Raw genomic sequence first — 18,416 nt, 5'->3', positions numbered from 1 at the left:
CTGTATGCTGCTACATTGCAACATACAGCTTTTTACTTTAGTCTATATCTTCAATCAAATATGTTTCTTTTGGCACCTTCTTCATAAGGGGACTTATTCCATTTGTCGTCATCAAATGAAGCTCATGCATTGCCCTAGTACATACAGTATAAAATAATTTCCGTTCACTTTCCCTGTTATATTGAGAGCTATCATACAAGATAACAGCATCAAATTCAATTCCTTTTGCTAAATAAGACGGAACAACATTGATGCCTTTTTCATAGACAATCGTCCCTTTTTCAATCAAATTAAGCGATACCTCTTTATTCAGTGCCGTAAAAGCTTGTTTACTCTCCTCTGCCGTACGGCAGATAATCGCGATTGTTTGGTGCCCGGCCGTCTGCAAATCCTTCAGTTTTTCTGTAATTCCATTTATTAATCTATTTTTGTTTATAAACGTCACAATTGGTTTGTTACCAGCACGGTTAAATGGTTCAATTTGATCCCCTCCAGGGATTAGCGCTTTAGTAAACTCCACAATTTCTTTAGTTGAGCGGTACGTCTTTGTGAGGTTAAACGCAGCAGCATCTTCTCCTGCAACCACAATCTGATTTAACACTGTTTCAGCCTCTGTTACTCCAGAAAAAATGGCTTGATTAAAATCACCTAGCAGCGTCATTTTGCTATAAGGAAATAGCCTGCGAATATAGGCAAACTGAAATGGCGAATAATCTTGGGCTTCATCTATGAAAATATGGCGAATGGCTGTATTTACCTTTCGTCCTTCAAGCAGATCCTTCAAATAAACATATGGCGCGGCATCTTCGTATGACATCACCATTTCGTCAAAGCGATTTCTTGTTAACCTGCAAATTTCGTCCCAATCTGCTGGCAGAGCATCGGCATACTCTTGATTTTCATTAAATAATTGTAAATAAATATTTGGCATATCGATAAATCTTAAATTTTTCACGATCGAAAATAGTGGTTTAAACTTTTGTTTGACCACCATATCCGCAAGCAGCCTTTGCTCGCGGTCAAAATCATCAAATGTATCATCCGAAAACCTTTGCTTCTGCTGGAGTCTTTTAAAGGCTTCCATATAGTCTTCCTTCTCAAGAAATTGCACTTCCTCCTCTACCCAGCTGCGTGTTCGTTCCCTTTTCATTGCCCTTTTTAGCTCCAGTAAAAGCCATTCTTTCACAAGCTGCATACGGTTCGGAATGCTGATAGTTCTGTCTAACGAATAAAAATATTGATGAATGTCTCTCCTAGATATAAGTGGATCTCCTCTAAAGGTTAAGTCTCGGAAAATGAGACCTTGGATTGATAAATTGGTACTATATTGATCAATCATATTTTTAAAATCAAGGCTTGCCTTATAGCGAATTCCATTAATTCTCGTCTGATAATGCGGATCATGTTCTTTATTCAGTAAATATTCCATTTGGATAAAAGAATCTTCAACGGCAAAATTCCTTCCAATCCGCTGATATAAAAATTCCTGAAAGGTGGTTTGCTGCATATTCTCTTCACCAAGCTCGGGCAGTACAGTCGCAACATAACTATTAAATAATGGGTTAGGTGAAAAAAGCATGATGTTTTCTGAGGTAATTGTACCCCGATAGCGATATAATAAAAAAGCAACACGCTGTAGGGCAGCTGATGTTTTCCCGCTTCCTGCCCCCCCTTGAACAATTAGAAATTTATTTTTGTCATTACGAATGATGGCATTCTGTTCCCGCTGAATTGTGGCAACAATAGTTTTCATTTGTGTGCTGGCAGTATTCCCAAGCACCTCTTGAAGCATTTCATCACCGATGGTTACACCCGTATCGAACATTCCTTTAATTTCTGCCGCCTTAATAATGAACTGGCGTTTTAATTGCATTTCTCCCTGGATGATCCCTTCTGGAGTCTGGTAATGAGCTGGTCCCGGAGAATAATCGTAATACAGACTAGAAATCGGTGCACGCCAGTCATAAATAAGGAAATTTTCCTCCTTTTGGTCCATAAAAGAGGCAATACCTAGATACACACTATCTACTGTTTTCTCACCATCCTCAAAAAAATCAATCCGGCCAAAGTATGGAGAGTACTTTAACCGTTCCAAGGTGTTAAGCTGTTGAGCCAATTGTTTATGAGTTCGTTCCCGTTCTGAAAGCAATTCTGCCTGTTGTTTTATACTCGCGGCAGTCTCTATAACATCATCCGGTTCATCAAGATTGACGGTTACATCCTCCCAGAAAGTTTTTCTCAGCTCGAGGACATCAGAACTTACACTGCCAGTATTCTTTTTAAGCTTATTGATGGTTTTGTCTATTTCGCCCGCAACCGAATGGACCCTTTCCTGTTCTGTTTGCCAGTCCTTGTTTTGCAACTCATGCATACAACCACTCCCACAATAAAATTTGGCTCATTCTGTTGACAACCACAAATAATTATGTTAATGTTAATATAGGGTTATTATATTTTTAAATCAACATTAACATATATGCCAAAAGTAATTTTATCATGCTATTTTTTTATTATCAAGACTTTTTATCTTCGAATTCAGCGCCTGATTAAGGCGTTTTTATTATGTCTTTTTTCTCCACTTCCATTCTGTTGTTTCCCTTTAAAACCAATTTCCTGTGTATTTATTAAAAATAAATAGAGAATTTAAAAAAATAATTGACATTATGGTAATTCACTTCTATAATTTATCTTGAATTTAGTTATTTTAAATTCGAGATAAATATAATTGAAATAAATTTTTTGGAGGAGAAATAAAATGACAAAAACTAAATGGGCTCTTGATCCAGTACACAGCAGTGTAGACTTTTCTGTTCGTCACATGATGATTGCAAATGTGAAAGGTTCTTTCCAAAGCTTTTCTGCAACAATTGAAGCAGATCCAGCCGATTTAACGACAGCCACTATCGAATTTACTGTTGAAACGGCAAGTGTTGACACTCGCAATAAAGATCGTGATGGTCACTTAGTTTCTGCCGATTTCTTTGATGCAGAAAATCACCCAAATATGACATTTAAGGCAACAAACATCGTCAAAACAGATGAAGGTGAATATGACGTAACTGGTGATTTAACACTTCGAGGTGTAACTAAACAAGAAACATTTGCTGTTACATTTGAAGGTTCAGGAAAAGATCCTTGGGGAAATGAAAAAGTTGGTTTCAGTGCAACAGGCTCACTCAACCGCTCTGATTTCGGTTTAGTATGGAATGCAGCTCTTGAGACTGGCGGCGTTCTAGTTGGCGATAAAGTAAAAATTAACTTGCAAATTCAAGCTGCTAAAGCTGAGTAATATAAAAGGAGGCCGCAGACTGCAGCCTCTTTTTTAATGGATATGTAAATGTTTTAGGCCGATTTATTTTAAATCAGCCTAGAATTCAACCTACTACCTATTGTTTAATAATAACTCTTGTACCATTTGGTACCATTCCAGAAAGTTGAAGCACATCACGATTATACATTCTGATGCATCCATGGGAAACCGCTTTTCCTATGGAGCTAGGGTCATTTGTACCATGAATCCCATAGCCTTGCTTAGAGAGACTTAGCCACATAACCCCAAATGGTCCACCCGGATTTATTTGCCGATTGACAATTACATATTCCCCAGCAGGCGTTCTTGTCAGCATCTTTCCAACTGCAATCGGGAAGATTTTTACAAGTTTCCCATTATGGTAAAGCGTTAACCTTCTTTTACTCACTGAAACTTGAATGGTATACGGGATGGTATTTGGCTCTGGAAGATTAGGAATCTGGATTCTTTGACCTGCGTGCAAATGGCCGATTCCTGGGTTTGCAGCATAAAGGCGGTTCAAACTAACCCGATAATCAGCGGAAATGGAAGAAAGCGTCTCACCGGGTTTCACAATATGAATCATTTGGGGTCACACCTTTTTCACTAGCATATGCCCCTTCAAGTCAAACGTTAACTTTTGGTTTTATCTGCTTTTCACCAACAGATTTACAGCCTCTTCCACGAGCTTTGAGGAATCAACTTCTCCTGATTCATATGACTTACGGATGCATTGCTCCAGATTTGAACTTACAATTACAGCAATCGTACGGTCAATTGCTGATCGAGCGGCTGATAATTGAGTAATTACCTCTTTACAGTCCTTCCCCTCTTCAATCATCCTCAAGATCCCTTTAACTTGCCCTTCAACCCGTTTTAAACGGTTGATTGCTTTATCATTATATATCATTTTTTTCACTCCTGCGATTAGTGTTTAGTTTTGTCAACTAGTATTATATTACAATTTACACAACCGGTTGTGGTATGTCAAGATACAGAAATTGGTTAATGAAAACCAATCTCTCTCATCTTACATTCTAAATAATGGGGTCAAATCTTCTCTTACAAAGTTGTTGTAAAAATAATCATTACTAGCAGCATCATATCTATAATCCTTTTTCCATTCATCTATATTAAGAGCAATTTCCTTCAATGCACGCGTAAATAAGAGTAATTCTTCATTTGTCATGATTGGATGGATAGAATAACGGACCCATCCAGGTTTATTTGACATATTACCTTGATTTATTTGATCGGTAATTTGTTTTGATGCACTTTTATCAATCTTAAATAAATAATGACCATATGTTCCGGCACATGAACAGCCGCCTCTTACTTGAATCCCGTAGCGGTCGTTAAGCAGCCGCACAATTAAATTATAATGAATATTTTCGATAGTAAATGAAATAATTCCAAGCCTGTTTTTTAAATGGCCCTCTAAGATACGAATCCCTGGAATTTTCTCGAGCCGAGGCAGCAAAAGTTCCAACTGCTCCTTTTCTCTATTCAGGATATTATCAATCCCCATCTGCTCTTTTAAATTAATACAAAGTGCAGCTCGAATCGCCTGCAGAATTCCTGGGGTACCTCCGTCTTCCCGAAGTTCAATCTCATTATAATATTGATGTCCGCCCCAAGGATTCGTCCAGGAGACTGTTCCGCCTCCGGGATGGTCTGGGATTTTAATATTATATAACCTCGAATCAAACACTAAAACCCCGCTTGCCCCCGGACCGCCCAAGAACTTATGGGGGGAAAAAAAGATTGCATCCAGCTTTTCCAAAGGATCTTTCGGGTGCATATTCATTTTGATATATGGTGCGGATGCTGCAAAATCAACAAAACAAATACCGCCATGCTGATGCATGATTTTGGCTAGTCGATGGATAGGCGTTTGAATCCCTGTTACATTGGAACAAGCAGAAAATGAGCCAATTTTCATTTTCCGGTTTTTATAACGACGTAATAATTGTTTTAAATGAGTAACATCAACATTGCCCTCATCATCTGCCTTTATGATTTCTACATCCGCAAGCGTTTCAATCCAAGACGTTTGATTCGAATGATGCTCCAAATGCGTCAGGAAAATAATAGGTCTTTCCCGCTCAGAAATCTTTAGCCGGGATTTCCATTGTTCATGCACTCGAATCCCTAATATCCTCTGAAATTTATTAATAACAGACGTCATTCCAAAGCCGTCAAGAATCACCACATCATGCGGGTCGGCATTCACATGTTCTTTAATTATTTCTTTTGACTGCTTATAAATACCGGTCATCATTAAACTAGTAATATTTGATTCTGTATGGGTATTGGCCATATAAGGCCCAAACACTTCGGAAATTTTTTGTTCTATCGGTCTGTAAAGGCGCCCGCTCGCCGTCCAATCAGCATATAAGATTTTCTTTTTCCCAAAAGGAGAATCGAATTCTTGATTCATACCTATGGTCCCCGAACGAAATGTTTGAAAATAGCGTTCAAGATTTTCTGGAATCCGATATGTTTTACTCCCTAGATTCACCGTAATCATGTTTCCTGCCACCTCCACTTTTTGTTCTGCTTATCAATATATGCAGGAACCTTTTTCAGTGGTAAGGTATTCGAAAATTTGCTTATTCCTAGTGAAAAGACGCCCAAAAATTTTGGCCGCCTTCGTTTCCTTATTAAGTTGCAATCTTTGCCGATTCTTTTCTTGTTACCTCATCAATTTTTTGAATAAACATTTGAAAAACCCGCTTTTTTTCTTCCAAATCACGTATGTATTCCTTAAGTTGGTTATAACTTTCTTCAAATGGTTTATGGTACATCTCACGAATTTTTTCGATAATTTCTTCATTTACGGTCGATTGAATCACTTGCTTAGTGATCCCATATTTATATGAATATACCTTTAATTCCTGTGCTACTTCTTCATACTCTCTTTCTATTTCATCTAGAACCTGTAATATATCGTCCTTCCAATCTTCTAATGATTTCTGAAGATAGGATTTTATCATCGTTTCTTCCATATAAACCCCCGCACGATAAGTGTTTTTCCTTATTATATCGATAATTGATTACATGGAAGTTTCGCACAGTTTACAATGTGTTTTCATAGATTATAATTTTGTAAAAATAATCCCCAGCAACGCGGTAAAGACCCCGACCAATTGATAGCCTTTTAATTTTTCTTTAAAAAACAACAAGCCGGCAAGAACAACAATCAAACAATTTAAACTGACAATTGGAAAAACGATGCTTGCTGTCCCTGTTTGCAGTGCATAGAAATAGCTGCTATATCCAAAAAAGCTGATTATGCCGACAAGCGAACCAACATTCAATTCTGATTTCTGCCATTTCTCCTTCATAGCCACACTGCACATTGCCAAATAGAGGCATCCCCCGCCATACATGGCAATTAGGATCTCAAGCGAACCAATATGCAAAAATGAAGAGGTTTTCATTAAAATTCCTAATAATCCAAAGGACAAAATCGAGAGAATGACTCGAATAATCCAAGGACGATAGTTGATAATTCGGTTTGAAGCAGGAGAATATTGAATGGTAATGGCTGAGCCTAACATAAACACGATTCCCACCCATTGTAATGCCGTTATTTGCTCATGGAAAATAATCCCTGCAGTCAAAATAGGAAAAATAGCATTCGTTCCGATAATGGGTGATGTTAAACTGGCAGGGCCTTTTTCAAATGCTTTTGACATCTGAATATTTCCATTTGCATTCAAGATGCCAATAATGGCTCCGAGTAAAATAGCCGTCAGACCAATGTGTACTCCTTTAAAAATCCCAAAACCTATTGTTAATATGAATGCCGTGAAATAAAAGTACAGCTGAATATGAACTTTAGAATAGCCGTTCCTAGTACTCCATTTAAAGATTGTATTATTTGCACCAAAGCAAAACATTGTAACAAACGCTGCCGCAATCCACATGTTGATCCTTCTCTCTTGTCTATTTCCATTACAAATATAAACCTGTTTTCTACAAATCTCAATCATATTTTCAAAAAATTATAGATTCATGTAGTAAGACCCGCAAAATATGTTGTTATTTCTTACATCTAGTCTTGTTTTGAAAGCTTTTGTCAAGCAGCAGGAAAAAAGGATACCGAATGGTGAATTACATAAACATAGACAAATTTTTTCCTAGATAGATATAGAAAGGAATGGATTTTGATGAAAACATATACCTTAAAAGAGGTTGCTAAAAAAATTAATATAGCCCCCGGAATCATTAGACAATGGGAAAAAGAATTAAGTGAATTAATTGAGATTCCCCGCTCTAAACAGGGTGCACGTATCTATTCAGATACCGAAATTGGGCTGCTGCTTGAAATTAGGGAAATGTATGTTCAAAAATTAAGCAAAGAGATGATTCGAAATCACCTACAAAAGAAATTGGCTCCTGAGAGTGAGGTTGAATCCGTAATTCAGGATTTATCCGAAAAAATCGATGTATCCGATTTACAGCAAAAAACCGTTACTTCAGAACCAGCCGAAGTTAATGTAGAAATAATTCCTGCGGAAACGGTCACACCCGTTCCTATAAACAATGAAAATAATCATAATGTCAGTATGTTATTGGAAGCAGTCGATACCTTTAAAACCAATTTTATTAATGAAGTAAAAGAGGAACTCCGCACGGTTGTCCGTAAAGAAATTATAGAGGAGGTAAAGAAAGAAATTTCGAAAGGGAATCTTCATACGGTTAAAACCATTTCTGATTCGATCTATAAATATAATGCCAATACAAAGGCCGAGATTGATGAACTGTCAGAAACCGTTGAAAAGGCGTCAGAATTGACTGCTGATAAATTACAGTATCTGTCAAACAGCATTAAAAACGTTTCAATTGAAACCTCAGATGAAATATCGGCTTTATCGAAGCAATTAGCTGAGACGACGAATAATCTTTCCCATACAATCGATTACACGAACAATGAATTATCCGGACTAACCGAGGCTATTTCCCTTGATCGAGAATTCTTCGTAGAGGAACGACAGCAATATCTTCACGAAATAAGTCATAGGGAAGCTGCCTTTCAGCAAATGTTAACAAATTTTAGAGATGTTGCAGCAGCAAAGGAAAAAAAGTGGTGGAAATTCTGGTCCTAAATTATTTAAATCAAATTTATCGCCTTTCATATGGAATTCCCACCATCCTGCATTCTGTTCTTTATTGTCACTGGCTATTATTTCATTGGAGGGATTATCGTGAATTCAACTGAAGTAGCTAAGTTACTCGGGGTATCTGTCAGTACAGTACAGCGTTGGGTAAAGCAGCTGGGTCTGCCCATGGAACGAAATGACCGTGGACATTATTATTTTAAAGATGAGGATATTCAATTATTAAAAAATATCCAGGAACAACTTCAAAACGGAGCTATTCTGCAAGATATTGCCCCGGTGACGGAGAAGAAAAATTCACGAAAAGGGACAGTAAAGACAATCGAAGATGATCAAAGAATCGAATTTTTAATAACCAAGGTAAAGGAAATAGAATTAAATCTCCATGCAAAAGCAGATTCCGTTACCTCTTATCAGCTTCTGCAGCACCGGAGAGAAATTGAAGACTTGCAAACTCAAATTACAAAGCTTAACGATACAATTGTCATGCTTCAACAAGAATTAAATACACTTAAAGCTGCACCTACATTAGAAAAACTTCATGTTTTGGGTGATGGCAAGATAAAAAGGAAGAAGAAAAATTTTGTGAGCTCGCTATTTGGGTTATAGATATGTTCACATTTAAAAGGCATTATAAATAAAATGACCGAGCGTAAAAACATTCGGTCATTTTATTTGAAATGAAAAAGGAAATTTATTGTTTAGGCTTCTTTCTTCCTTCTTTCCAATCCGAATAAATCGCCTACATAAGATATTTCTTTAACCGTCACTTGCAATTCACCTGTTGGAATCTTCAGTGACATTTTATCCCCAAGTCCTTTCAAAAGCAGCTGTCTTCCAACGGGAGATAAAAAGGAAATGAATCCTTTGTCCGGATCTGACTCATCAGGAAAACAAATACAATAGTCTTCCGTGTCCTCTTCATCATCATAAAAGACGGTGACCTTTGTCCCAATATAAACCATGGGATAAAATGAAATAACTGCATGATTTCGATTTTGTTTCAATAAGCCCTCTACTTCTAAAATATATCGGTTAAAAAAGTGCTTTAGTCTTTCCTGGATAGGGGTTGAGGAAATATAAAGATTTGTTAAATCCTTTATATTTTCTTCAATATAGGCTAATTGTTCGGTAAAAAACTCCTTACTATGGTTCATAATAGATAGCCCCCTTACTATGATCAAACCTTCTGCAGACCTTCATAATTCTTTTCATCGTAAAATTCCTCCTTAATAAAAAAAAAAATGAACCTTCCAAATGCACACTATAAACAAAAGCTCTCCACACAGATATTGAAATGCCGCTGTTTATTGTTATTAGAAAGGAAAAAAGCTTAAGCTTTAAATGATTGGAAGACTTAACACAATATTACCATATCTATACAACAAAATCCTTCAATTCCAAAACTTGAACAGCAAAAAGCGATTCTCATTAGAAAATCGCTTTTCATGATAAGGAGTTAATGGCCGCCGGTACTATAAGACAAATTGGGTTCAACAATTGGTTTCGTAAATTTTTTCACAATATAACTACCTAAAAACAAACAGACAATAAATGAAAAACAAACTAGGAGCAAATATTGATCTGAAATAACCGATAAACCTTTTTTAGGGATAAACGTAGAAAGTGATTTAATGATAAACCCGTGGAACAAATAGATATAAAGGGTTCTCTCACCAATTTTTGTTAGTTTCAAATGAATGGAAGGTATGAATGTTAAAAACCCAAAAATCACAATAATAGTTAATATATACTGCAATCCCCGATATAAGCCGGCACCTAAATGGTCAATCCCCATAGCTGTATAGGAACGGTCTCCTAAAAGCCATGGTACCGCATTGTCTGGAAAGCCATGGTTAAAGAAGAAAAATGTTGCTGCGATCACTACTATTCCAATAGGCAGAGAATAATTATTTTTAATAATACGCTTTAACTGTTCTCCGTTTATCAAAAAGCCGATCAGGAAATAGGGAAAGAAAACAAAGGTTCTCGATAAACTTAAAAAGCTTCCTATTTGATCAATGTAGCCAACGATAATTCCAATAAAAAAAGCCGCAGCTACACCCTTCCATTTTAATCGAGCAAAAAGATACAGCATGCAATTCCAACAGAATAGACTTAATAAGAACCACAAAGTCCAATGCGGCTGGAATAAATCAAAATGAAGTGTTTCTTCTTTGCCGCTTAGAAAATAAAAAACGGAATATAATATTTGAAAAATAAAATACGGCAGCAGTATTTTCTTCACAGTCTTTTGAATATACCCTTTTTTCTTAAAGCCTTTTGAAAAGTAACCTGAGATAAAAATAAAAGCCGGCATATGAAAGAGATATATAAAGGTATATATGGTAAACAGTACTCCGTCTTTTTCCTTTAGCGGACTAATCACATGCCCAAATACAACAAGAAAAATTAAGATAAATTTGGCGTTATCAAAATACTTACTCCTTTTTGATGGAGAAGCCATTTATTATCACCTCTGTAAATAAGATTTATCAAAAGGTATTTTAAAATTATAATTATATTTTGTCTACAGTTTAAATAAATACAGTCCTCTTATTGAAAACTGAGTTGAATTACCCTTTTTATCATATTACCCTATAACTATTACAGAATGATGTTAGAAAAATAACGTTTGGTTGCAATATATTTACAATACCGCAATAATAATTATTTTTTCCTATGAAAAAATAACTACTTTAAAAAGAAGGCTGTGTTAAACTTGTCTGTTGATTTACGCTGCAGGCGCTTCGCTTTCCGCGGGCGTTCCGTCGAGCCTCCCTCGGCGCTTAGGCGCCTGTGGGGTCTCCCCTGCCCCCTACTCCCGCAGGACATTGAATTACATACATCCTCGAACTTGCCCACGCACGAAGGAAATGCGCCAGCATTTTCGAGGAGTCTTCGCGCCTTCCGCTCAAATCAACAGTGTTAAAAAATCAACAATGACCTTTACACAGCCAAAAAGAAAAAAGCCTTTAAGGTTTGTATGGGGGAACACTGCCATACAGACTCTAAAGCCCTTTTTCCGTTTAGATGATATCCATTAATCGATTACTTACAATCTCTTGGTAATTTTCCTTTAATTCGTCTAATGTAATATTAAACAGGGACGCCAGTTGTCTAAGATACTCTTGATCATATCTTAGCCAAGAGGAATAATTTCTCTTAATAAACCGTTCCGCATCCTTAAACGAAGAAAATTTTTGCTCAATTTTCTCTCCATTATGAAAAATTACATACGTCCCGCTAGTATTAGGAAGAATAAACGATATCTCATCATGATGGTTTTGATAGCTGGTTACAATCGGGGATTCTTTTACATTACATTCATTCCGATCAGCATCCGGTTTTGGCGGCAATACATCAAACACATCTACAACAAAAGCTTTAAATACTTCAGCAGTCAGATCAGCACCAGAGGCTTTTGGGTGCCCGCCTCCACCAAACCGTTTGGCAAAATCCGCTACATTTATTTCATCATGTATTGTTCTGAAACCAATTTTCTTTGTACCTACATTTAATAAAGCTATCATATCCAAATGAGGGTTAAGATTGTTTAAGGCATTCCCAAGTTCCGATAAATGCTGTTCAGCATGAACAATACCAATGCAGAGATCTCCAAAAAAGGTCTGTATCATTTGTCTGCTTTTTGATTGTATATACCGCTGGATCTTTTTCTCCTCAATATCCAGAATCATCGTTTCGGTGTCTGTAAATGTAAACGACCCGGTATTTTCTGTAATTCTTTTAATCATTTCCTCTTCAAATTGTTCTCTGTTTATGATGTAAAACAAATCATTCAACCTTTTTGCAGCCAAATTATTAGTTTCATCCCACTCCCATGTATCGTATTGCCGCACTAAATCAATAAATTCCTCAAGGGTCTGATTCCTCGTGATCTTCCCTTGTTCAATTAAATAATCATAAAATAAGGAAGTCGCACATGTCTTTTTCCCATTTTCATATTCAGGTTTCACAATTCCCCAATCGTACTCATTGAAATGCATTGCCGTTACATGATGGTCAATCACTTGAATATGCTTCCCCGTCCGGTGCCGTTCAGCTAATTTCTTCTCAACCTCAGAATTCACAGCAAGATCTGTGATGTATGTATCTTCCTTATTATTCTCTGGATTCGAAATAAATGCCTCTACTCGTTGATTAAGATTACGATACGAACAATAAGATACCTTCACATGTTCTCCAAATGCGATTTTCGCTATCACCCCGCAGCCCAATCCATCTAAATCAATGTCCGTAAAAAGTTTAACCATTTGTTTACCACCATTCCATTATATTTCCATAAAAATTAGTTTGGTATCTAATTGTGAAACTTATACCACATTACAATAACACTATTTAGGTATAATTACCTTAATCAATGTTCCTTCCCCTGTTTCGCTTTCAATCTCTATGTCCCCATGATGAAGGTCTATAATTGACTTCACAATTGATAACCCAAGTCCCGTGCCTTGCACTGAACGATCCCGTGATCGATCGGCACGGTAAAAGCGGTCAAAGATTCTATCCTTCTCCGCTTCGTTCATACCAATACCTGTATCTTTTACAATTACGGTCACCTGGGAATCCTCTTCAATTAGCTGTACATCAATGGATCCATTTTCCCGATTGTATTTAATCGCATTTGTTATTAGGTTTTCCCAGACTGAATATAACAAGTTCGGGTCACCCGAAATACTCGTATTCGGCAGCGTAAAACTAATCATGATTCCTTTTTCCATCATGCTCCATTGGTATTGATGAATAACCGTCTTTATTTGACTTGCAATATTCACTTTTTCCACGTCCATTAAATCCCTTTTACTTTCAATGGAGGATAAAAGTAAAAGCTGCTTCGTCATCTCCGATAGACGGTCTACCTCTGACTGTACAATTTTTATAGATTGCCGTTTTTCCCGCTCGTCTTTCTGAGTATCCTCGAGCATCTTTATATAGCCCTTAATATTTGTCAGCGGCGATTGAATATCATGGGTAATATTCGAAATAAGTTCTCTGCGAAGCATGTCTACCCGGGCTAATTTTTCCGACATTGACGTAAAATTAGCAGCTAAATGTCCAAGTTCATCTCTTCTGTCAATATCAAGTTTGATGGAAAAGTTTCCTTCTGAAATTTCCTTGGTCGCACGATTTAATTTTCTAATTGGTTCAACAAGAAATTTCGTACTAATCAGAACGAAGACAATACTTAGCAAAATGGAAAGAATCAGCAGCCAGCCAAAGAGTACATGCATTTCATTAAACATCAGCTTGATGTCGGGTCTAATAAATAACGCATACTTTTTCCCTTGGTATTCAAAAGGAACACCCACCGAATTTTTCAATTCATTCGCAAAAAAGCCGGTAACAAAGGTTTTATGTGGAAACTCTCGAATCCCATGATAGATTTCTCCTTGTAAAACCTTCTTAGGAATCTCAACTGGGAGATTACGTTTTCTAAATGGTGACCCAAAATATTGCCGGTTACCATCCGCAGTAATCACTAGGAGTTGGTAGCCAATTGTGCCAACATGGTCAAAATATTCCTCTAAGCTGATAACTGGATGCTTCCCGGCAAAGTCCGCAATTTCAAGTGCAAAATTAGTAATTTTCGCATCATTCTGCTGCTTTAATTTGACCTGATAATAGGCATTTGATAAAAAAAACGATATAATCCCGCTGACAATCATAATCATTATCGTAATAAAAGCAAATTTACTATATAAAGATTTCATGATCATTTATAGAACCTCCAGAGAATAGCCTACCCCTCGGATGGTTTTAATCATAAAATCTTCGGCAGTTCCGGCAAAACGTTCCCGCAAACGTTTAATATGAACATCTACGGTACGTTCATCTCCATCGAAATCAAGCCCCCACACCTTCTCAATCAAATGGCCCCTGCTGAATACCTGGTTTGGATGAGACGCAAGGAATGCTAACAATTCAAATTCCTTCAGCGGGAGAATAAACGTTTTCTCTTTTATGTTTACCTCGTAGCTTTTTTTGTTTATGAATAAAGTGCCTAAATGAATATTGGCTTCTCCAGAAATTCCGTATCTTCTAAGCAGCGCATTTACCCTAAAAACTAACTCCTTCGGCTCAAAAGGCTTTATTAAATAATCATCTGTACCGGCTTCAAAACCTTTTTGCTTATCTTCAATCTGAGCCTTCGCTGTTAACAAAATAATCGGCAAATCATAAAGTTTTCGAATTTCATTCGTTAAAAGATACCCATTCATAACAGGCATCATGATATCGACGATTGCTAAATCACATAAAACTTCTTGCAGTCGCTCCAGTGCAAACATTCCATTTTCCGCCTGTATGACCTTAAATCCTTCTTTCATCAAAATACTATTTACCAATTCACGAATATGTACATCATCGTCCACAATTAAGATTGTTTTCAAATCTAACACCCGATTCATTTTCTTTACTATGATAACAGTTTACCTAATGAATCATTTTTTTAAAAGAATTAGTCCATGAGTCGTTTCCAGATTTTTATTTCGACAAACAAACAACTTATGTGTTACGATTAAGTTGTTACTTTTAAAAAAGGAGGAATCTTTACTTGATAGAATTTAAAAATATTGTTAAAAGGTATCGCACAAAAACGATTATTAATCCATTTTCTTTAAAAGTTAATGCCGGCGAACTCGTAGTGTTTATCGGTCCTAGCGGATGCGGGAAAACAACCTTGTTAAAAATGATTAACAAATTAATTCAGCCGACATCAGGACAAATTTTTGTTAATGGTACAGATATTGCGTCAATGAATCCAATTGAACTGCGGCGAAATATCGGCTATGTAATTCAAAATACAGGGTTATTTCCACATATGACTATTAAAGATAATGTGGAGTTAATACCGAAGCTTAAAGGGGAGAATCCTAAAGCGATTGAGAAAAAAACAGACGAATTACTTCAAATGGTAGGGCTTGATCCAAAGGAATATAAAAACAGATATCCGAAGGAACTCTCTGGGGGCCAGCAGCAAAGAGTCGGTGTTGCCAGAGCCTTTTCAACGGACTCTGATATTATTTTAATGGATGAACCTTTCAGTGCGTTGGACCCCGTAACCAGGCAATCGCTTCAAGATGAACTCTTCCAAATGCAAAAGGAATTAAACAAAACCATCATATTTGTTACCCATGATATGGATGAAGCTATTAAAATAGCAGACAGAATTTGTCTTTTAAAAGATGGCGATATTCTCCAATTTGATACACCTGAAAATATCCTCAAAAATCCCGCCAATGAATTTGTCGCTGATTTTATCGGAAAACGTAGAATTTGGAATAATCCAGAATTATTGATAGCTGAAGACTTTATGATTCCAAATCCGGTTAAAATCACGGCAAAGCGCAATATTCTTCAGGCGCTTGAAATTATGAAAGAAAATAAGGTTGATAGTTTAATGGTAACAGACAAAAATAATCTATTAATTGGTTTAGTGACTTTAAAAGGGATTAAACTGTTAAACCGTAACACTACGGTTGAGGACGTTATGGAAAAAAATGTTCTTTCTGTTTCACATGATGCTAATTTAATTTCCGTTTTGGCAACGATGAATGAACACCGAATCGGCTATGTGCCAGTAGTAAACGATCGAGATCAATTAATCGGTCTAATTACTAGAAGCAGCATATTATCTGCCTTAAGCAGCCAATTAATTGACATGGAGGTGGCTTTTTAATGAGTGATTTATGGAATTATATTGCAACAAATTATGATCAAATTTTAACATTGATAGGGCAGCATATTTATTTAAGTGTCATTTCAGTATTAATCGCAACAGTGGTCGGGATTCCGCTCGGAATATTAATTTCAAGAGAGCCTAAGCTTTCAAAGCCAATTATTGGAACAACGAATGTGATACAAGCGATTCCAAGTTTAGCCTTGCTCGGATTTTTAATCCCGTTTATTGGTATCGGCAGTACACCTGCAATTATCATGGTCGTCCTGTATTCACTTCTGCCGATTGTTAAAAACACGTTTACCGGATTGACAAATATTGATCGTGACATTCTAGAAGCTGCCAAAGGTATCGGACTTACAAAGAGTCAAACGATGAGAAAAATCCAGCTGCCGCTGGCATTTCCGATGATTATGGCAGGTATTAGAATATCAGCAGTAACCGCCGTTGGTTTAATGACGATTGCTGCATTTGTCGGCGCAGGCGGTCTTGGTTATCTCGTCTTTTCCGGGGTACAATCCGTAGACAATGCTATGATTTTAGCCGGGGCAATCCCTGCCTGCCTGCTTGCTTTAGTAATTGACTTTGTTGTAGGAAAGCTTGAAACAACTCTATCCTATAAAGGAAAGCAAAAATCCACAACAGGTAAAAAAACAAAGAAATTAATCGTTTCGTTTGCTGCAGTGCTGTTAATTGCAGCCGGTAGCTTTACGATTTTTTCAAAAGCAAATGCAAAAGATAAGATTGTAATTGGTTCAAAAAATTACAATGAGCAATTAATATTAGGCAATATCATGGCCGATTTAATAGAAGCGAAGACCGATATTCAAGTGGAAAGAAAACTGAACCTTGGCGGATCCCAAGTAACCTTCAGCGCGATCAATAAAGGTGATGTTGATATGTATGTTGAATATACTGGAACTGCATTTGTCAGCATCTTAAACCAGAAACCAATTAATAACCCGGATAAGGTTTTTGACTATGTTCAAAAGGAATTCCAGCAAAAATACGGAATAAAATGGCTTCAGCCGCTTGGTTTTAATAACACGTATGCAATGGCAGTTCGCCAGGACACCGCGAAAAAATATGGATTAAAAACAGTATCTGATTTGGCAAAAGTCAGTGATCAGTTGACTGTTGGACCAACCATTGAATTTTCAACACGGGAAGATGGTTTAAAAGGACTGACGAAAACGTATAATATGAATTTTAAAAAAGTAAAAGCAGTTGATGGCGGTTTACGTTACACGGCCTTAGATAACCATAAAAGTGATGTCATTGATGCCTTCTCTACGGATGGATTAATTAAAGCATTTGACTTGAAGCTTTTACAAGATGATAAAAACTTTTTCCCACCTTATTATGCTGTTCCAATCGTAAAAGATGAAACACTTAAAGAACACCCGGAACTCGAAAAAGTGTTAAACTCTCTTACTGGAAAGCTAACAGAAGATAAAATGCGTGAGTTGAATTATAAAGTTGATAGCTTAAAACAGTCTCCAGCGAAAGTAGCAAAGGAATTTTTACAAAATGAAGAGTTAATAGATTAATTCATAACAAAGAAGAAGCCTGCTTCTACACACAAGCAGGCTTCTTTTTTATTGTTCGGATAAAAAGTGAACTACGCGGTCATATGTTTTTTCGTCACCAATAACAAGTAAAACATCATTCTCTAAAATAGAAGCATATGGTCCTGGTGAAATGATTAATTCCCCATTACGCTTTATTCCGATTACTGTACCTCCAGTATTCTGCCAAAACTTCAATTCCGAAATCGACTTACCAATATGCTGACAGCCTGGAAAGACATCTACTTCAATCGGAGTTAATGGATTTGTATGTCGAAGCTTACCGGAGTAATCCATAATTTTTCGAAGTGTTTCATATATTTGTTCATCCATTCTGTTCCTTTCGGATATCAATGTATTCATTTGCTTCTCGAGTTCTTTCATACTCGCTAAGTTGGAAAAGCGCGATATGTATTTGAAAGCTTTTTCCTTTGAAGCAATCACAATCCCGCTTCCCTTTGTGGAATGGACAATTTCCACATCCTCTAATATTTTAATTGCCCTTCTTACTGTTTCCGGAGATACCTTGTATTCACTGGCAAGAGTAGACCTGCCATAGATTTTTTCCCCTTCCTTTAATTCCCCGTCGTATATACGATTTGCTAAATCAATTGCTATACGCTCATATGTAGGTATTTGTGCCCTTTGCATAGCATCCACCACCTAAATTCATTTAATCATTTGTCGTTTTGCGGGTATATATATCACTATACGTTGTATCCAGCTGCATGTAA

At 36.8% G+C, this 18,416-nt stretch carries 17 protein-coding genes; 5 read left to right on the top strand and 12 right to left on the bottom strand.

Annotated features, from left to right (window positions below):
* Positions 1–37: 37 nt before the first annotated feature.
* On the bottom strand, positions 38–2,371 hold the full coding sequence (gene helD, locus IE222_RS22385; RefSeq protein ID WP_191276601.1) for an RNA polymerase recycling motor HelD: 2,334 nt from the start codon (positions 2,369–2,371) through the stop codon (positions 38–40).
* A 384-nt stretch (positions 2,372–2,755) separates the two neighbouring features.
* Here helD and IE222_RS22380 point away from each other — a divergent pair, with 384 nt between their 5' ends.
* Positions 2,756–3,289, top strand: coding sequence for a YceI family protein (locus tag IE222_RS22380; RefSeq protein WP_191276600.1), 534 nt, complete (start codon positions 2,756–2,758; stop codon positions 3,287–3,289).
* A gap of 97 nt (positions 3,290–3,386) precedes the next feature.
* Here IE222_RS22380 and IE222_RS22375 read toward each other — a convergent pair whose 3' ends face one another.
* The 5 genes from IE222_RS22375 to IE222_RS22355 all read right to left on the bottom strand — a co-directional run bounded on the left by IE222_RS22375 (position 3,387) and on the right by IE222_RS22355 (position 7,221).
* Positions 3,387–3,875, bottom strand: coding sequence for a L,D-transpeptidase family protein (locus IE222_RS22375; protein WP_191276599.1), 489 nt, complete (start codon positions 3,873–3,875; stop codon positions 3,387–3,389).
* 60 nt (positions 3,876–3,935) lie between these two features.
* A complete protein-coding gene (locus IE222_RS22370; protein ID WP_191276598.1) occupies positions 3,936–4,199 on the bottom strand; it encodes a metal-sensitive transcriptional regulator in 264 nt (87 codons plus the stop codon).
* 120 nt (positions 4,200–4,319) lie between these two features.
* Positions 4,320–5,819 carry an aminotransferase class V-fold PLP-dependent enzyme gene (locus IE222_RS22365; RefSeq protein WP_191276597.1) on the bottom strand — a complete coding sequence of 500 codons (1,500 nt, stop codon included), beginning with the start codon at positions 5,817–5,819 and terminating at the stop codon, positions 4,320–4,322.
* A gap of 133 nt (positions 5,820–5,952) precedes the next feature.
* A complete protein-coding gene (locus tag IE222_RS22360) occupies positions 5,953–6,297 on the bottom strand; it encodes a hypothetical protein (protein ID WP_191276596.1) in 345 nt (114 codons plus the stop codon).
* 90 nt (positions 6,298–6,387) lie between these two features.
* Complete coding sequence (locus IE222_RS22355; protein ID WP_191276595.1) at positions 6,388–7,221, bottom strand: EamA family transporter; 834 nt, start codon at positions 7,219–7,221, stop codon at positions 6,388–6,390.
* Between the two features lie 243 nt (positions 7,222–7,464).
* Between IE222_RS22355 and IE222_RS22350 the strand changes: the two genes are divergently transcribed.
* Together IE222_RS22350 and IE222_RS22345 are read left to right on the top strand one after the other, a co-directional pair.
* Positions 7,465–8,403, top strand: coding sequence for a MerR family transcriptional regulator (locus IE222_RS22350; protein ID WP_191276594.1), 939 nt, complete (start codon positions 7,465–7,467; stop codon positions 8,401–8,403).
* Between the two features lie 99 nt (positions 8,404–8,502).
* Positions 8,503–9,024: a MerR family transcriptional regulator gene (locus IE222_RS22345; RefSeq protein ID WP_191276593.1), complete on the top strand. Its 522-nt coding sequence runs from the start codon at positions 8,503–8,505 to the stop codon at positions 9,022–9,024.
* 92 nt (positions 9,025–9,116) lie between these two features.
* Here the strand turns inward: IE222_RS22345 and IE222_RS22340 are convergent, their stop codons facing one another.
* The 5 genes from IE222_RS22340 to IE222_RS22320 all read right to left on the bottom strand — a co-directional run bounded on the left by IE222_RS22340 (position 9,117) and on the right by IE222_RS22320 (position 14,825).
* Complete coding sequence (locus IE222_RS22340; RefSeq protein WP_191276592.1) at positions 9,117–9,572, bottom strand: GreA/GreB family elongation factor; 456 nt, start codon at positions 9,570–9,572, stop codon at positions 9,117–9,119.
* A gap of 302 nt (positions 9,573–9,874) precedes the next feature.
* The gene (locus IE222_RS22335) at positions 9,875–10,882 is read right to left on the bottom strand and encodes an acyltransferase family protein (protein WP_191276591.1); all 1,008 of its coding nucleotides are present in this window, start codon (positions 10,880–10,882) and stop codon (positions 9,875–9,877) included.
* Positions 10,883–11,444: 562 nt separating this feature from the next.
* Positions 11,445–12,689: a DHH family phosphoesterase gene (locus tag IE222_RS22330; protein WP_191276590.1), complete on the bottom strand. Its 1,245-nt coding sequence runs from the start codon at positions 12,687–12,689 to the stop codon at positions 11,445–11,447.
* 81 nt (positions 12,690–12,770) lie between these two features.
* Positions 12,771–14,153, bottom strand: a complete 1,383-nt coding sequence (locus tag IE222_RS22325) for a sensor histidine kinase (protein WP_308435618.1) — start codon at positions 14,151–14,153, stop codon at positions 12,771–12,773.
* The gene (locus IE222_RS22320) at positions 14,154–14,825 is read right to left on the bottom strand and encodes a response regulator transcription factor (protein ID WP_191276619.1); all 672 of its coding nucleotides are present in this window, start codon (positions 14,823–14,825) and stop codon (positions 14,154–14,156) included.
* Between the two features lie 164 nt (positions 14,826–14,989).
* On the opposite strand from IE222_RS22320, the gene IE222_RS22315 reads away from it, so the two are divergent.
* Positions 14,990–16,114 (top strand): ABC transporter ATP-binding protein, encoded by a 1,125-nt coding sequence (locus IE222_RS22315; RefSeq protein ID WP_191276589.1) that lies wholly within the window; start codon positions 14,990–14,992, stop codon positions 16,112–16,114.
* On the top strand, positions 16,114–17,664 hold the full coding sequence (locus IE222_RS22310) for an ABC transporter permease/substrate-binding protein (RefSeq protein ID WP_191276588.1): 1,551 nt from the start codon (positions 16,114–16,116) through the stop codon (positions 17,662–17,664). The genes IE222_RS22315 and IE222_RS22310 overlap by 1 nt, the downstream gene beginning before the upstream one ends.
* 48 nt (positions 17,665–17,712) lie before the next feature.
* On the opposite strand, the gene IE222_RS22305 is transcribed toward IE222_RS22310, so the two are convergent.
* The gene (locus IE222_RS22305; RefSeq protein WP_191276587.1) at positions 17,713–18,333 is read right to left on the bottom strand and encodes a GntR family transcriptional regulator; all 621 of its coding nucleotides are present in this window, start codon (positions 18,331–18,333) and stop codon (positions 17,713–17,715) included.
* Between the last annotated feature and the right edge of the window lie 83 nt (positions 18,334–18,416).

Origin of the sequence: Neobacillus kokaensis (assembly GCF_014656545.1) — a bacterium.
GTDB lineage: Bacteria > Bacillota > Bacilli > Bacillales > Cytobacillaceae > Neobacillus > Neobacillus kokaensis.
The sequence above is the reverse complement of the archived record's forward strand: the minus strand, read 5'-3'. Positions and strand labels throughout refer to the sequence as shown.

What these genes read in the sequence shown, in the direction of transcription:
- helD (WP_191276601.1), bottom strand. Translation starts at nt 2,371, where the DNA reads ATGCATGAGTTGCAAAACAAGGACTGGCAAACAGAACAGGAAAGGGTC.
- IE222_RS22380 (WP_191276600.1), top strand. Translation starts at nt 2,756, where the DNA reads ATGACAAAAACTAAATGGGCTCTTGATCCAGTACACAGCAGTGTAGAC.
- IE222_RS22375 (WP_191276599.1), bottom strand. Translation starts at nt 3,875, where the DNA reads ATGATTCATATTGTGAAACCCGGTGAGACGCTTTCTTCCATTTCCGCT.
- IE222_RS22370 (WP_191276598.1), bottom strand. Translation starts at nt 4,199, where the DNA reads ATGATATATAATGATAAAGCAATCAACCGTTTAAAACGGGTTGAAGGG.
- IE222_RS22365 (WP_191276597.1), bottom strand. Translation starts at nt 5,819, where the DNA reads ATGATTACGGTGAATCTAGGGAGTAAAACATATCGGATTCCAGAAAAT.
- IE222_RS22360 (WP_191276596.1), bottom strand. Translation starts at nt 6,297, where the DNA reads ATGGAAGAAACGATGATAAAATCCTATCTTCAGAAATCATTAGAAGAT.
- IE222_RS22355 (WP_191276595.1), bottom strand. Translation starts at nt 7,221, where the DNA reads ATGTGGATTGCGGCAGCGTTTGTTACAATGTTTTGCTTTGGTGCAAAT.
- IE222_RS22350 (WP_191276594.1), top strand. Translation starts at nt 7,465, where the DNA reads ATGAAAACATATACCTTAAAAGAGGTTGCTAAAAAAATTAATATAGCC.
- IE222_RS22340 (WP_191276592.1), bottom strand. Translation starts at nt 9,572, where the DNA reads ATGAACCATAGTAAGGAGTTTTTTACCGAACAATTAGCCTATATTGAA.
- IE222_RS22335 (WP_191276591.1), bottom strand. Translation starts at nt 10,882, where the DNA reads ATGGCTTCTCCATCAAAAAGGAGTAAGTATTTTGATAACGCCAAATTT.
- IE222_RS22330 (WP_191276590.1), bottom strand. Translation starts at nt 12,689, where the DNA reads ATGGTTAAACTTTTTACGGACATTGATTTAGATGGATTGGGCTGCGGG.
- IE222_RS22325 (WP_308435618.1), bottom strand. Translation starts at nt 14,153, where the DNA reads ATGATCATGAAATCTTTATATAGTAAATTTGCTTTTATTACGATAATG.
- IE222_RS22310 (WP_191276588.1), top strand. Translation starts at nt 16,114, where the DNA reads ATGAGTGATTTATGGAATTATATTGCAACAAATTATGATCAAATTTTA.
- IE222_RS22305 (WP_191276587.1), bottom strand. Translation starts at nt 18,333, where the DNA reads ATGCAAAGGGCACAAATACCTACATATGAGCGTATAGCAATTGATTTA.